This is a genomic window from Marinitoga okinawensis (genome assembly GCF_055387075.1).
In genome coordinates, this window is record NZ_AP042422.1 from 727,120 (window position 1) to 741,504 (window position 14,385).

14 protein-coding genes, 3 tRNA genes and 1 other RNA gene are annotated in these 14,385 nt (G+C 27.1%); 2 read left to right on the forward strand and 16 right to left on the reverse strand.

The window, feature by feature from the left end:
• Positions 1–31: 31 nt before the first annotated feature.
• From ruvA to ACZ5CK_RS03615, 3 genes are read right to left on the reverse strand one after another with little or no spacing between them, the layout of a single operon-like run.
• Positions 32–589 carry a Holliday junction branch migration protein RuvA gene (gene ruvA, locus ACZ5CK_RS03605; RefSeq protein ID WP_464582538.1) on the reverse strand — a complete coding sequence of 186 codons (558 nt, stop codon included), beginning with the start codon at positions 587–589 and terminating at the stop codon, positions 32–34.
• The gene (locus ACZ5CK_RS03610; RefSeq protein ID WP_464582540.1) at positions 589–1,902 is read right to left on the reverse strand and encodes a bifunctional folylpolyglutamate synthase/dihydrofolate synthase; all 1,314 of its coding nucleotides are present in this window, start codon (positions 1,900–1,902) and stop codon (positions 589–591) included. Before ACZ5CK_RS03610 ends, ruvA begins: the two co-directional genes overlap by 1 nt.
• On the reverse strand, positions 1,903–4,521 hold the full coding sequence (locus tag ACZ5CK_RS03615) for a valine--tRNA ligase (protein WP_464582541.1): 2,619 nt from the start codon (positions 4,519–4,521) through the stop codon (positions 1,903–1,905).
• Between the two features lie 104 nt (positions 4,522–4,625).
• Here ACZ5CK_RS03615 and ACZ5CK_RS03620 point away from each other — a divergent pair, with 104 nt between their 5' ends.
• Together ACZ5CK_RS03620 and ACZ5CK_RS03625 are read left to right on the forward strand one after the other, a co-directional pair.
• Positions 4,626–5,063, forward strand: coding sequence for a hypothetical protein (locus tag ACZ5CK_RS03620; protein ID WP_464582542.1), 438 nt, complete (start codon positions 4,626–4,628; stop codon positions 5,061–5,063).
• Between the two features lie 9 nt (positions 5,064–5,072).
• Positions 5,073–5,882 (forward strand): DUF4895 domain-containing protein, encoded by an 810-nt coding sequence (locus ACZ5CK_RS03625; RefSeq protein WP_464582543.1) that lies wholly within the window; start codon positions 5,073–5,075, stop codon positions 5,880–5,882.
• Positions 5,883–5,912: 30 nt separating this feature from the next.
• Here ACZ5CK_RS03625 and rplT read toward each other — a convergent pair whose 3' ends face one another.
• The 13 genes from rplT to ACZ5CK_RS03690 all read right to left on the reverse strand — a co-directional run bounded on the left by rplT (position 5,913) and on the right by ACZ5CK_RS03690 (position 14,361).
• The gene (rplT, locus tag ACZ5CK_RS03630) at positions 5,913–6,269 is read right to left on the reverse strand and encodes a 50S ribosomal protein L20 (protein ID WP_464582544.1); all 357 of its coding nucleotides are present in this window, start codon (positions 6,267–6,269) and stop codon (positions 5,913–5,915) included.
• A 30-nt stretch (positions 6,270–6,299) separates the two neighbouring features.
• On the reverse strand, positions 6,300–6,494 hold the full coding sequence (locus ACZ5CK_RS03635) for a large ribosomal subunit protein bL35 (RefSeq protein WP_464582545.1): 195 nt from the start codon (positions 6,492–6,494) through the stop codon (positions 6,300–6,302).
• Positions 6,495–6,512: 18 nt separating this feature from the next.
• A complete protein-coding gene (gene infC, locus ACZ5CK_RS03640) occupies positions 6,513–7,034 on the reverse strand; it encodes a translation initiation factor IF-3 (RefSeq protein WP_464582948.1) in 522 nt (173 codons plus the stop codon).
• Positions 7,035–7,195: 161 nt separating this feature from the next.
• Positions 7,196–7,271: transfer RNA gene (locus tag ACZ5CK_RS03645), tRNA-Lys, on the reverse strand.
• 10 nt (positions 7,272–7,281) lie between these two features.
• Positions 7,282–7,357 (reverse strand) — tRNA-Trp (locus ACZ5CK_RS03650).
• Between the two features lie 14 nt (positions 7,358–7,371).
• Positions 7,372–7,445 (reverse strand) — tRNA-Gln (locus tag ACZ5CK_RS03655).
• A gap of 52 nt (positions 7,446–7,497) precedes the next feature.
• Positions 7,498–8,298, reverse strand: a complete 801-nt coding sequence (locus ACZ5CK_RS03660; RefSeq protein ID WP_464582546.1) for an ATP-binding cassette domain-containing protein — start codon at positions 8,296–8,298, stop codon at positions 7,498–7,500.
• Positions 8,289–9,068: an energy-coupling factor ABC transporter ATP-binding protein gene (locus ACZ5CK_RS03665; protein WP_464582547.1), complete on the reverse strand. Its 780-nt coding sequence runs from the start codon at positions 9,066–9,068 to the stop codon at positions 8,289–8,291. The genes ACZ5CK_RS03660 and ACZ5CK_RS03665 overlap by 10 nt, the downstream gene beginning before the upstream one ends.
• The gene (locus ACZ5CK_RS03670) at positions 9,065–9,790 is read right to left on the reverse strand and encodes a class I SAM-dependent methyltransferase (protein WP_464582548.1); all 726 of its coding nucleotides are present in this window, start codon (positions 9,788–9,790) and stop codon (positions 9,065–9,067) included. The genes ACZ5CK_RS03665 and ACZ5CK_RS03670 overlap by 4 nt, the downstream gene beginning before the upstream one ends.
• A 1-nt stretch (position 9,791) precedes the next feature.
• Positions 9,792–10,451, reverse strand: coding sequence for a hypothetical protein (locus ACZ5CK_RS03675; RefSeq protein ID WP_464582549.1), 660 nt, complete (start codon positions 10,449–10,451; stop codon positions 9,792–9,794).
• Between the two features lie 21 nt (positions 10,452–10,472).
• Positions 10,473–10,572, reverse strand: an RNA gene (gene ffs / locus ACZ5CK_RS03680) — signal recognition particle sRNA small type.
• Between the two features lie 44 nt (positions 10,573–10,616).
• Positions 10,617–11,942 carry a type I glutamate--ammonia ligase gene (glnA, locus tag ACZ5CK_RS03685; protein WP_464582550.1) on the reverse strand — a complete coding sequence of 442 codons (1,326 nt, stop codon included), beginning with the start codon at positions 11,940–11,942 and terminating at the stop codon, positions 10,617–10,619.
• Between the two features lie 100 nt (positions 11,943–12,042).
• Entirely contained in the window at positions 12,043–14,361 is a 2,319-nt protein-coding gene (locus tag ACZ5CK_RS03690) for a methyl-accepting chemotaxis protein (RefSeq protein ID WP_464582551.1), read from the reverse strand.
• Positions 14,362–14,385 lie beyond the last annotated feature (24 nt).

Sequence of the window (14,385 nt, forward strand, 5' to 3'; positions counted from 1 at the left end):
ATTATTTTCATTAATTAAAATTAAGATATTATCACAATTTCTTCAAAGCTTGTGTAATAATATTTTCTAATGACAAATTTTCGATATCCATAGCTTTTAATATATTGTATACTTTATTTTTCTCAAACCCTAATGCTTCAAGTGCTTCAAGAGCATCATTTAGAACATTAGTTTCTTTTGTAATAATAAATTCTTCAAAATTATTCTTTAATTCATTTATTATTCTTTCAGCAGTTTTTTTCCCTATTCCAGGTAATTTTGATAAGCCATTTATATCATTTGAGGAAATCATTATTGCGATGGATTCAGCATCAGCATTTTGTAAAATTTTTAATGCACTTTTTGATCCTAATTTAGAAACTTTTTTTAAATTAATAAACATGTGCCTTTCGAATTCATCGTAAAATAAGTATAAAGATATATTCCATTCATTTGTTTCTAAAATAGATTCAAAAGTATATTCATCGTTTTCATTACAATTTTTAATAATTCTATAAGTTGGAATACTTTCTATATAAAAATTTCCAACTTTAATGATAATTTCATCATCAGATATTTTATCAATTATACCTCTAACTTTTCTAATCATTAAATTTCCTCCAAATTAAGCATATAACCTCTAATTTTACCAACTAAATATAAGGACCCTGTTACAAAATAATAGTCATAGGGGACTTTAAGTAATTTATCAAAGGCATCTATTGGATTTTTTATAAAAACAACATTCTTTGAATATTGCTTAAAAAGATTATATACATTTTCTGGATTTGTAGAACGTTTGTTTGGAACTTGGGTTACAATTATATAATCAAATTCACCAGATAACAATTTAACCATACCTTCAATTTCTTTATCATCTAAAATACCAATTAAAGCAGCTTTTTTGAAATTTTTGATATAAGTTTTTATAGAATTTTTTAGAGCTAACGCTCCGGATATGTTATGAGCTCCTTCTAATATAACATTTTTATTTTTATACTCTATTAGTTCAAATCTACCTTCCCAAATAAAATTCTTTAATGCTTTTTTTGTTTTTTCTATATCAAGTTTTTTTTCTTTTCTCTCTAAGAACGCTTCAACAGCCTTTATAGCTGTAGAAATATTATATGGTTGATAAGTTCCATTAGCTTTAAAGATTAAATTATTTATTATATTACTCTCACTTTCATAATTAATAGAATTCCAATTTAATGAAAATGCAGGATCCTTAAAAGTATAGTCTTTATCAAATTCATAAATATTTTTCACACCTATTTCATTAGCTTTATTGTATATAATATTTTTTGCAGAAAGATTTATTTTTCCTAATATTAGGTCATTATTCTTTTTAATTATTCCAGATTTTTCAAAGGCAATATCTTCTAAAGTATTTCCTAATAAATTCATATGATCATATTGAATAGTAGTTATTATGGAAACATCTGAATCAACAACATTTGTAGCATCTAATCTGCCACCTAAACCAACTTCCATAACAGCCACATCAATACTCATTTTTGAAAAATATTTAAGAGATAATGCTGTTATTATTTCAAAGAATGATGGGCTAAGATTTTCTTTTGTATCCATTTTTTCAATATATTGAATCATTTCATTCAATGTTTCAATAAAATCATTATCAGATATTGGAATACCATTTATTTTTATTCTTTCGGATATATGAGTTAAATGTGGTGAGGTGAATAAGCCAACTTTGAAACTGTGAGCTTTTAAAATATCATGAATAGCTTTAGATGTGCTACCTTTGCCATTAGTTCCTGTAATATGAATTACAGGGAAATCTTTTTGAGGATTTCCCAATAATTCACATAATTTTTTAATTCTATCTAATCCATATTTAATTCGTGTTCCACCACGTCTATCGTATATATAATCAACAGCATCTTTAATAGATGTGATCATTTAATTTAACTCCCCTAATAATTTTTCTAATTTTTCTATTTGACTTTTTACAAAAGAATATTTTTCTTTAACTTCTTCTATAACGTCTTCTGGTGCATTTGCCATAAATTTCTCATTATTAAGTTTTTTATCATATTTTGAGAATTCTTTTTCCAGCTTATCTTTCTTCTTGTTTAATCTTTCTTTTTCAGCATCAATATCAATTAGATCACCTAGTTTAACATAAGCTTCCAATGAATCATCAACGTATGAAGTTGCAGATTTTCCGGGTTTTTCATTTACAGATTCAATGTTTGAAACAAAAGCAAGTTCCTTAATTAATTTTTCGTTATTTTTAATCCATAAATCATCACCTAATGTTTTATAGGCTATTTCAACTTTTTTAATTTGAGGTATATTTATTTCAGCTTTAACATTTCTAATACCTCTAATAAATTCTTTAATTTTCTCAAATTCTAATTCATCTTTTTCAAAATTATATTTTTTATTATATTCAGGCCATTTAGCTTTAATTAAGTATTTTTCATCAGTTATTTTAGGTAAATTTTGCCACAATTCTTCAGTTAAGAAAGGCATAAAAGGATGTAATAATCTTAAAGAAGAATCTAGAACTCTTACTAAAACATTTTGAGCTATTTTTTTGTTTTCAGATTTTAGTCTGTTTTTAACAGCTTCAATATACCAATCACAATATTCATTCCAGAAGAAATCATATAATGATCTTGCTGCAATATTGAATTCGTATTTTTTAAGTGCTTCAGTAACACTATCTATTGTTTTGTTCAATTTTGATAACATCCATTTATCTTCTAATTCAAGAAGTTCGGGATTTAAATCAATCTTTTCAAAATCATCCATATTTAATAATACGAATCTTGTAGCATTCCATATTTTATTTGCAAATTTAGAATATGATTCAAACATTTGAGGATCTAATTTTATATCTCTTCCTTGAGCAGCAAGTATTGCTAAAGTGAATCTCATAGGATCAGCACCAAATTTTTCTATAATTTCTAAAGGATCAATACCATTTCCCAATGATTTGGACATTTTCCTTCCATGTTTATCTCTAACTAATTGATGTATATATACATCTGAGAAAGGTTTATCGTTCATAAACTTTTCTCCCATTACAATCATTCTTGCTACCCAGAAGAATATGATATCAAATCCGGTTACCAATAAATCTGTAGGATAATATTTTTTAAGTTCATCGGTATCTTCTGGCCACCCTAAAGTTGAAAAAGGCCATAATGCAGAACTAAACCATGTATCAAGAACATCTTCATCTTGCCTAATGTTTGTGGAACCACATTTTTGACATGTGTGTATATCTTCTTCGGAAACATTAATATGACCACAATCATCACAATACCATACAGGAATTCTATGTCCCCACCATAATTGTCTTGAAATACACCAATCTCTAATTTCATTCATCCAATTAAGATAAACTTTTTTCCATCTTCCAGGATAGAATTTTATATCAGCTTTTTCAACTGCATCTATAGCTTTTTCAGCTAATGGTTTCATTTTTACAAACCATTGATCAAGCAAGAATGGTTCAACAACTGTATTACATCTATAACAATGGCCAACAGAATGTACCATTTCTTCGATTTTTACTAAGTATCCTTCTTTTTCTAAATCTTCAACTATAGCCTTTCTTGCAGTTTCTCTATCCATACCAACATATTTTCCGCCGTTTTCATTAATCTTAGCAAATTCATCCATTATTTGAATAGAGTCAAGATTATGCCTTTGACCCATTAAATAATCATTAGGATCGTGAGCAGGAGTAACTTTTAATGCACCAGTTCCAAAAGATGGATCTACATATTTATCAGCTATAATTGGAATTTCTCTTCCAACAAGAGGTAAAATAGCTGTTTTTCCAACATAATCAGCATATCTTTCATCAGAAGGATGTACAGCTATAGCCGTATCTCCTAACATTGTCTCAGGCCTTGTTGTTGCTATAATAATATAATCATTTTCACCTTTTATAGGATACTTGATATGATAAAAAGCCCCTTTTTCGTCTTTATGTTCAACTTCTTCATCTGATAAAACTGTTCCACAACTAGGACACCAATTAACTATATATTTACCTTTATAAATTAATCCTTCATTGTATAATTCTACAAAAACCTTTCTAACAGCTTTATTTAACCCTTCATCAAGCGTAAATCTTTCTTTTGACCAGTCAACAGAAGCACCTATAGCCATAATTTGTTTTTTTATATGATCTCTATATTCATTAGCCCATTTCCAAACTTTTTCTAAAAATTCTTCTCTTCCATAATCTTCTTTTCTTTTTCCTTCGCTTTTCATTAAGAACTTTTCTACAACATGTTGAGTCGCAATACCAGCATGATCTTCTCCTGGAAGCCATAAAGTATCTTTTCCTTGCATTCTATTAAAACGAGTAATAATATCTTGTAGAGAGATATTTAAAGCGTGGCCCATATGTATTTTTCCAGTAATATTTGGAGGAGGTATGACCATAGAAAATTTACCATTTCCTTCATCTTTAGCTTCAAATAAACCATTATCTAACCAAAATTTATACCATTTTGTTTCTATTTCATTTGGCGTATACCTTTTTCCTATATCCATATTTTTAACCTCCCGATTATTATATATTAATATTATTATACTTTACAGATGTTAATAATTCAAGGGATTTTATTATAAAATTATAGAAAAAATAATTGGAGGTGGTGTATATTAAAAATAAAACACCTATAAAATATATAATGATAATAATTTTTACGGCAACAATAACAGTAATCATAGCTTTATCATTTATTTATTTTTTTTACTTCAAAGATCTATTTGAAGTAAATTTAACAGACCAAGAATGCATTAATATTGTAAAAAATAGCTCTTTTTATGGTTATCCAGATAAAAAAATAGGTTTTTACTTTGACCAATTTTTTTCAAATTCTAAATGGTATTGTCAAAGAGAATTTGGTAAAATAAATGTTGTATTTGAAGGTGATGCCTATTATTTTGGGAAATATTCTAAATTTAGAATTATTTTTGATGTTAGAAAAACTATAAAAACTAAAACTATTCAGCCTATAAAATACACTGCAGATGATAAAGAAATACTGTATACGGATTTTTTAAATTTAATAAATACTATATTTAAATGAGGTGATATTTTGTTTGAGAATATAAAAATAGATGATTTTAAAGAACTAAAAAATATTGCAATAAATTATTATAATAATAAAAAAGATAAATTGGCTGATGAATATGATCATTTGATAGTTTATTCAATTTATGATATTAATAATAAATTTCCTAGTTTAAATTTGTTTTATGATGAAATTGGTAGAGCATTTTTATCTTTGACCCCAGAAAAACCTACTAAATATATGAGTTCTTTATATCCAACAAAGATAGAGAATAATGAAATAGAAATATTAAAAAAAGAATATGAAAATTTAGCGAAAAAATATTTAAAAAAAACAAATGCAAATATCAGTATGTCAATTTGTCAATCTCCACTGATTATTCCAACTTTTTATGCTAAAGGAAATGAATACATGTTAAAAAAATACTATTTATCAGAAAAGCTAAAAGGTTTAAGATACATATCTTTGCATAGAATAATAGATGAAAATTTGTTGGATTTAATTTTGAAATCTTATAATACATGGTATTATAAGGATATATTTACTTATTATTCTTTAAATGATGTACACATGGTTTTTGATATTCCAGAAGAGTTAGATATTAAGACTTTATCTATAGAATTAGGAAAAATAGCTAAACAATATTTGATAAAAAATAATCCAATATTTTTAGATTCATATAAAATTCCAGATATGAATATAAAAAAATCCGTATTAATGGTAATAAAAACAAAAGTATGGAATATAAAAAATATAGATATTGAATCTATCAAATATGATATTTTTGATAAAATAAAAAAATCATATTTTTATGTTTTGGATATGTTTAAATAATATTTGAGGCACCTTAAGGTGCCTCAAATATTATTTAGATAAAGCTTCTTTTGCAATATTAACGTATTCTTTAAAAGCTTCGTAATCATTAACAGCAAGTTCAGATAGCATTTTTCTATTTATGTTAACACCTGCTAATTTTAATCCATGAATTAAATCGTTATATTTTAAACCTTCATTTCTAGCAGCAGCATTAATTCTGGTAATCCACAATCTTCTGAAATCTCTCTTTTTTTGTTTCCTTCCAGCATAAGCGTATACACCTGATCTGAAGAATTGTTGTTTTGCTAATACATATCTTCTGCTAAGAGCTCCTCTATAACCTTTAGCAGCTTTAAGATACTTCTTTCTTTTTTTCTTAGCAGTAATTGCTCTTTTTACTCTCATTTATATTCTCTCCTTTCATTATTTGTTATATTATTTTAAACCAAGTAATCTTTTAACTTTGTCATTTAATCCTGATGGAATATCTTTATATTGATGTAACCTCTTCATTCTTTTTTTACCTCTTATTCTAGTATTATGCCCGACGTTCGATCTTCTCATTTTTATTCTACCTGATCCTGTAACTTTAAATCTTTTTGTAGATGATGAATGTCTTTTAATTTTCATAATTAATCCTCCTTTTTATTATTGTTTTTTGGGAGATAGAATCATATCCATATCTCTTCCAGCCATTTTAGGTGCTCTTGTAACTTCGGCTATATCTTCAACGTTTTGAACAACTTTATTTAATATTTCTTTTCCTTTATCAGTAAACATGATATCTCTACCTAGAAACATAACAACAACCCTAACCTTATTTCCCTCTTCAAGGAAAGATCTTATTCTTCTAACTTTTGTATTAAAATCATGTTCGTCAATCCTTAATCTGAATTTCATTTCTTTTAATATTTGTTTTTTCTGTTTTTTCTTTGCCTCTTTTTCTCTTTTCTCTTTTTCATATTTATACTTTCCAAAATCCATGATCTTCGCCACTGGAGGATTTGAATTTGGGGCAACCAACACTAAATCGAGTCCATCTTGATAAGCTAATTGTAGAGCTTTTTTCGTTTCCATAACCCCTAATTGTTCTCCCTCTTTTCCAATAACTCTTACTTCTCTAACTTTAATTTCTTCATTTTTTACCGTTGTATCTTTTGATTTCCTAATATTTATCCCTCCTGTTCTTTTTCAGTAAACTGAAAAATGATATAAAAAATGGGTGGAATACACTCCACCCACGTATTTTCCCTTATTCAAAACCCCTGCCGGCTTTTTGCCCGAGGTGGGAAGCTACTGGGTGGCTTCCGCTTTACTTTAAAAACAAACAATGGTGGGCCATGCGGGATTCGAACCCACGGCCTACTGATTAAGAGTCAGCCGCTCTACCAGCTGAGCTAATGGCCCACTTACAAACTGGCACGCCCGGAGGGACTTGAACCCCCAGCCTGCGATTTTGGAGACCGCCGCTCTACCAATTGAGCTACAGGCGTGTACCTAACTTTATTGGCTGGGAGGGGAGGATTCGAACCTCCATCGGCGGATCCAGAGTCCGCTGTCCTGCCATTAGACGACCTCCCAAGACAGATAGTATTATAACATTATTTTTTTAATTAGTCAACGCTTAATCTTTTCAATATTGAAATAATTTGTCTAACTTTATATTATTTTTTAATGAACAGTAATATAATTTAAGTTTTTTTGAGAAAAGAATACTTCGTTTTTTCAATTCATTTTCTCCTAATAGTACGAAATTATCAAATTCTCCCTTATAACTAATTTCATTATTTTGTATATGTAATATGTTAGGTTTGAAAGAAATCAATTCATCTATCCAATGTGTAACTATTATAATAGTTTTTCCAATATCAATAAGATTATGTATTATTTTCCAAATTTTTTTTCGACCCTCATAATCTAATCCAACAGTTGGTTCGTCAAAAATAATATATTTAGGATTGTAAGATAATATAGAAGCTATAGCGACTTTTCTCATTTCTCCTCCGGATAAACTAAAGGGGTTTCTGTTAAGAAAATTTTTATTTAAACCAACTATATTTAATATGTTAATTAGATCATTAGAAGAGATATCTTTATTAAAATTTTTAGGAGCATACATTAGCTCTTCTAATACTGTTGGAAGAAAAAATTGATTTTCGGGATATTGAAAGACGATACCAATTTTTTCTCTAATTATTTTTATGTCATTTTTTTGGTCTTTTATAGATAAATCATCAACAATAACATCTCCATTTTTGGGAATTAGGAGACCATTTAATGTTTGAATTAATGTTGTCTTTCCAGAACCGGTTTTTCCTAAAACTAACCACAAAGAACCTTCATTAATTTCCCAATTTATATTTTTTAGAGCTATTGTTTCGAAAGGAGTTCCTTCAGCGTAAGTATAAGATAAATTTTTAACCTCTATTGACATATGCTACGCTCCAAATCACTAAAATTTTTTCCAGTGTATTTTTTAACTATTTTATCAAATGGAATTTCAACGTTAAATTTTTTGTTTTCAGACCAATCGTAAAAATGTTCTTTGTTATCATAAAATAGTATTTTTCCCTTATGTAAAGCTATTATTTTATCTACTAATTCTAAATCATTTGCATGGTGGGAAGCTATTATTATACCTTTGTCTATATTTATAAGATTTTTAATAACTTTGTATATATCGTCTCTTCCTTCTGGATCTAACATTGTTGTTGGTTCATCCATTAAAATGAAATCTGGTTTCATTGCAATCATTGAAGCAATAGCTAATCGCTGTTTTTGACCTCCGGATAAAGTGTTAGGGTCTTTTTTTTCTAGCCCTAATAAATCGGTTACTTCTAAAGCCCAGTTAATTCTTTTTTTCATTTCAACTCTATCTAATCCTAGGTTTTCTAATCCGAAGGCTATATCCTCCTCCACTGTAACACCTACTATTTGATTTTCTGGATTTTGAAATATATAACCTATATGTTTTTTTAAAAATAAAAGAGAATCTGGATTTTTAAAATTAATTTTTTTATTAAATAAGTATATGTCACCTTTCTGTGGAGTTAAAATGCCACATAATAATCTTAATAAAGTTGATTTTCCACTTCCATTAGATCCGACTAATCCTATTGGCTTTTTTGAATTAATTTCTAAACTAAAGTCATTAAAAATAATTTTCTCATTGTATCCAAAAAAAATATTTTTTGCTTTTATCATTTTTCTTTCACCGATTTATAAACTCTTATACCACCCTTTTTTGCTATTTCTTCAACGTTTCCGTATATTTTTTTCATATATTCTTTAATTCTGCTTCCACCTTTATTATGAAAGGCAACTAACTGTAATGTTCCGTTTTTTGCTAAATGGTTTAATGACTCTTCAATTAATGACATCCATATTTTTTTCCCAGCAACTATAGGAGGATTAGAAATAATTTGATCAAATATATAACCTTTCCAAGGTTCAAATAAAAAACCTTGTTTTATTTCAGCGAACACATTATTATCTTTTGCATTAATTTTTGTGAATTCAACAGCCCTTTTATTTATATCGCTCATATAAACTTCTATATCCGGATGTTCTTTTTTTAATGTGATGCCAATTACACCATATCCACAACCAATATCCAATATTTTTTTGCCATGGATTAGAGCATTTTCTAACAAAATAATTGTAGCTTTATCTATGCCTTTTTTTCCATACACACCAGATGGGGCTTTAAAGTTATATGTATGTCCGTTTTTTAAATTCAAAGTATGTGTTCTAATTGTTAATTCTGTTTCAGGATTTTCAATGTAGTAATGTTGAAAACTTTGTATATTCTTCTTTTCTTTTCTTTTTTTATCAGGTTTATTTTGATTATATAACTCAATAACCTGTTTTGGAGAAAGGTCTATAAGGTCTTCAGGACCAAATATTTTTTCATTTTTATCTCTCATATTATTCCTCCTGATTAATCAAATCATTTAGCGTTAAAAGAACGCCAAAATTATAATTTTTATTAAATTGATATAAGGTTAGTCCATTTGGGAAACTTATATAATTTGCTCCGAAATTGAAAAATACATTTATATTATTATCATTTAAAGGGATAATGTAATTTAATCCCAAAGAAAAGAAAACAGCATCTTCGAAAGTTCCTTGAAATGCTGGTAACGAATTTATAATGTCTCCAGATTTAAACCAATTCATAACTTTAAGGTTTAATGATACATTAATAACTAAGTTTGATAAATTTGTTTGAATTCCGGTAAAAAAGCCAAAATTTCCTATCTTAGCGATTGTTGCATCTAATGTTTCATTAGAATAAAAAGTATTCCATAATCCAGAATAAAGATTTAAATTTTTAAATTTTATTCCCAAATTTGTTGATATATAATTATTTAATTGAGGATTGTTCATATTAAAATCAGATTTTAAATCAAAAGATATAAATTCTGTATAGTTTTTATAAGAAAAACCAAATGTAGGATACCCTACTTTCAATGACATATTTTCAAAAGGAACCTCTAAAAAAATACCGTTTGAATAAACCCCTAGATTCATTGAAAAGAATTGAATGCTTATTAAGGTGAAAATAATAAATAACAATTTTTTCATAAGAATCCCCCTTAAATTAAAGATGGCCGGGCACCCCCGCGGCACACAGGAAATACCGCTTATGGCTGCTCCCTTCCGGGCCTGACCAGGTTCGCGGGTTCCCGTTGCGCGGGACCCAGCCTATAGTAGGTCCCTAGAACCATATATTATTATAATAGATAAATGTTACATAATCCATAAATATTTATTAATTTCCCAGTTGGTTACATTAATAGAATATTCTTTCCATTCTCTTTCTTTTAATTCAATATATTTATTAAATATATGTTCTCCTAAAACTTCTTTCATTAAATTATCCTTTTTTAATTCATCTATGGCTTCTTTTAAATTAGAAGGTAATTGTTCAATTCCAACTTTATCTCTTTCTTCTGGTGTCATATGATAAATGTTTGCAGAAACTGCTTTTGGCGGTTCTATATTATTTTTAACACCTTCTAGCCCTGCAGCAAACAATGTTGCTAACAATAAATATGGATTAGCTGTAGGATCCGGACTTCTTACTTCGATTCTAGTTCCGTTTCCTCTTGAAGCAGGAACTCTGATTAAAGCGCTTCTGTTACTTTGTGACCAGGCGATATTGACGGGTGCTTCATATCCTGGTACAAGTCTTTTAAAACTGTTTATTGTAGGATTCGCTATAGCTGTTATTGCTTTTATATGCTTTAATACACCACCAACGAAGAATTTCAATGTGTCACTTACTTCAAAAGGTTTTTTGGGATCGTAAAATGTGTTTTCTCCGTCTCTAAATAAGCTTAAATGAGTATGCATACCTGAACCGTTTATACCAAAAAATGGTTTTGGCATAAAAGTTGCGTGTAATCCTTTTAATAATGCTATTGTTTTTACAACTAATTTAAAAGTTTGAATATTATCAGTGGTTTTGAGAGCTTCATCATAAGTAAAATCTATTTCATGTTGTGAAGGAGCAACTTCGTGATGTGATGCTTCTACATTTATTCCCATTTCTTCTAAAGCTAAAACAATATCTTTTCTTGTTTCTTCACCTTGGTCAATAGGCAAAAGGTCAAAATATCCTCCATTGTCTAAAAATTCTAATATTGGTTTATTTGTTTGTGGATCTTTAGGTAATAAGAAGAATTCTGGTTCTGGACCAACATAAGCAGAAAAACCATTTTTCTTTAAATTGTCTAAGGCTAATTTTAATCTGTATCTTGGATCACCTTCAAATGGGGTTCCGTTAGAATTATATACATCACATATTAATCTTGCTGATTTATACCCTTTATCAGTCCAAGGATAAATCGTAAAAGTTGAAGGATCTGGTTTTAAATACATATCAGATTCTTCAATTCTGACAAAACCTTCTATGGAAGAACCGTCAAACATAGTACCTTTTTCAAATGAGTTCCTTAATTCATCCCATGGTATTTCTACGTTTTTTAACAATCCATTAATATCAGTAATTTGTAGTCTGATGAACTTAATTTTTTCTGATTCTATAAATTTTAGAATCTCTTCCCTCTCCACAAAAAACACCCCCAATATAAAATATATAAAAAATTATATCATAATCTATAAATTTTTCAATATAAGAATAAATAAATTTAGACAAGAAAATTTTAAAAAATTAATTTAACTTAAAGAAAGATATTATAGACATTAATTTTTTTGAAGTTTCTTGTAATTTCTCGGATTGCTTAATAAGGATATTAATTATTTCTGTTTCATTATCAACTATATTTGAAGATTCTATTATTTTATTCTTTGAAGATAATAAAAATTCATTTATGTCATTTTTCTTATCTTCGAAAGTTTTTAAAATATCATTTTGATTTTCTATAATTCTTTTCAATATCACAAAAACATCATTTAACTCTATTGTAAGATTATTAATTTCGTTCATATCATTTTCGAATTTATTCATAATTGTATCCAAGTTATGGACATTTTCTTTTGAAGAATGAACTTCCTTTAACAATTTTTCCATATCATCTTTTAATATACTAATTTGTTTTGAGATATCTATAGCAATATCGTTAGTTTCAATTGATAAACTCCTTATTTCATCAGCAACCACAGCAAAACCTTTACCAGTTTCACCAGCTCTTGCAGCTTCTATAGCAGCATTTAGTGCTAATAAATTTGTTTGTTTTGCAATGTCGGATATTTTTTCTACAAAATTGAAAATATTTTCCACTTTGTTGTTGAATTCATTAAAACTTATAAATAAATTCTCTATCATAATATCTATAGTATTTGTGGTTTCTTTGCTTTCTAAAGTCATATTTTTAGTTGTTTGATTAAATTCACTTAATTTATTTATAGTTTTTTCTATTGTACTAGCTTCGTTTTTGATTTCATCGCTATTATTAAATAATATTTCTATATTATTATCTAAAGAAATTAAGAATTCAGATAAATCATTTATTAAATTTCTAATATTTTCAACAAGACTATCAATAGTATCCTTGGTTTTTTCAAGTTTTTCAGAAGATTCATCAATTTCGTTTGATGCATTATTTAGCTTATAAGAATATTCATTCAATTCCTTAAATAATTTAATTAGGAAATCTATAGTGCTATGGATTTTATTCATCATAATGCCTATTTCATCAAGTTTTTCTCTGGATAATTTTTTAATATCTTTTAAATTTCCTTTAGAAATATTATCAAGATTTTCTGCAACAATATATAAGTCTTTAGATAATTTTTTTCCCATATATAATGAGATAATGATTGAGATAAATATAATGAACAGAATAACTATAATAATAACTTTTATAACTTCATTCATGTCTATATTTAAGTTTAAAGATATGTTTTGTGTTTTAAACTGAGGTAATGTGAAATCTTTTTTTAAACTTATATTCAGTTTTGTTTCAGTCTTTACTATAGGTTTTGATATTTGAATGTACATAAAAGGAAAAATTTGTGATGTTGTATAAAAGCTTCTTGTTTCTTTATTCAGCAATTTTTCAGTAATAAATTTATTGACATTTGATGGATTAAATTTTAAATTTGATGTTGGAATGTTACCAAATAATGGTTTTCCATTAGAAGAATAAAAGACCAAATATGCATCAATTAAATTACCTATTTCAACAATATCTTCATAACCAAAAATTTTTAAACCTACCAATATTCCTACTATTTTCTGAGTTGAAACTGGGTCATAAACAGGTGTAATAGAAATAAAATAAGGTTTTTCATTTATAAAAATAATTTTATTGATGCCGTAAGATAGATTTTTTGTTATTATAGTGTTTGAATACATTTTAACAGTATTTATTATATTAAGAGATTTTAAATTATCCTTTCCTGGCATATAACTTTCAGCTTTTTTTTGAATTTTATAAGTTGAATCACTTATTGTTATTGTAAATGCATTTTTCTTTGTGAATATTTTTGGATTAACCAACCATAGTTGGATTCCGTCAAATACATTTAATTCAGCATATGGTTGCAATAAACTATATCTATTTATAATAGATATAGATCCTGAAGCAGCTTTTTCTTTAATTTCTGAATTCCTTGAAATTGAATTAAGAAAAATCCCTTGATTATTTATATTTTCTTTTCTTTTATTTTCAAATATGGAAAATAAAGTTGATAAATTCTTATCGTAATTTTCAATGAAAAATTCGTCAAATTTTTTGTTTACTTCTTTATTTAATTTCTGAATTTGTTCTGAGAGGTTGTCATTATATTCCTCTATTTGTGATTTTAAGAGTTTGTTGTAATTTTGAAACTGTTCTTTGTAATTATTTTGTATAGATATAATTTGTTTTTCAATAGAATTTTTAATTAAGCCTTCTTGTTTTTTTATAGAAAAGTTAACCACTAACGAGATAATAATAAGTGGAATAACTGAAAATAATAATATTAACATGCCTATTTTAAATCCAAAAGAATTAAAAAATCTAACATTCGATTTATTTTTATTCATTTTAATCCTCCTTGATTTCCACAG

What these genes read in the sequence shown, in the direction of transcription:
- ACZ5CK_RS03670 (WP_464582548.1), bottom strand. Translation starts at nt 9,790, where the DNA reads ATGAGAGATAAAAATGAAAAAATATTTGGTCCTGAAGACCTTATAGAC.
- ACZ5CK_RS03635 (WP_464582545.1), bottom strand. Translation starts at nt 6,494, where the DNA reads ATGAAAATTAAAAGACATTCATCATCTACAAAAAGATTTAAAGTTACA.
- ACZ5CK_RS03675 (WP_464582549.1), bottom strand. Translation starts at nt 10,451, where the DNA reads ATGAAAAAATTGTTATTTATTATTTTCACCTTAATAAGCATTCAATTC.
- ACZ5CK_RS03660 (WP_464582546.1), bottom strand. Translation starts at nt 8,298, where the DNA reads ATGTCAATAGAGGTTAAAAATTTATCTTATACTTACGCTGAAGGAACT.
- ACZ5CK_RS03690 (WP_464582551.1), bottom strand. Translation starts at nt 14,361, where the DNA reads ATGAATAAAAATAAATCGAATGTTAGATTTTTTAATTCTTTTGGATTT.
- ACZ5CK_RS03610 (WP_464582540.1), bottom strand. Translation starts at nt 1,902, where the DNA reads ATGATCACATCTATTAAAGATGCTGTTGATTATATATACGATAGACGT.
- ACZ5CK_RS03615 (WP_464582541.1), bottom strand. Translation starts at nt 4,521, where the DNA reads ATGGATATAGGAAAAAGGTATACGCCAAATGAAATAGAAACAAAATGG.
- ruvA (WP_464582538.1), bottom strand. Translation starts at nt 589, where the DNA reads ATGATTAGAAAAGTTAGAGGTATAATTGATAAAATATCTGATGATGAA.
- rplT (WP_464582544.1), bottom strand. Translation starts at nt 6,269, where the DNA reads ATGAGAGTAAAAAGAGCAATTACTGCTAAGAAAAAAAGAAAGAAGTAT.
- ACZ5CK_RS03665 (WP_464582547.1), bottom strand. Translation starts at nt 9,068, where the DNA reads ATGATAAAAGCAAAAAATATTTTTTTTGGATACAATGAGAAAATTATT.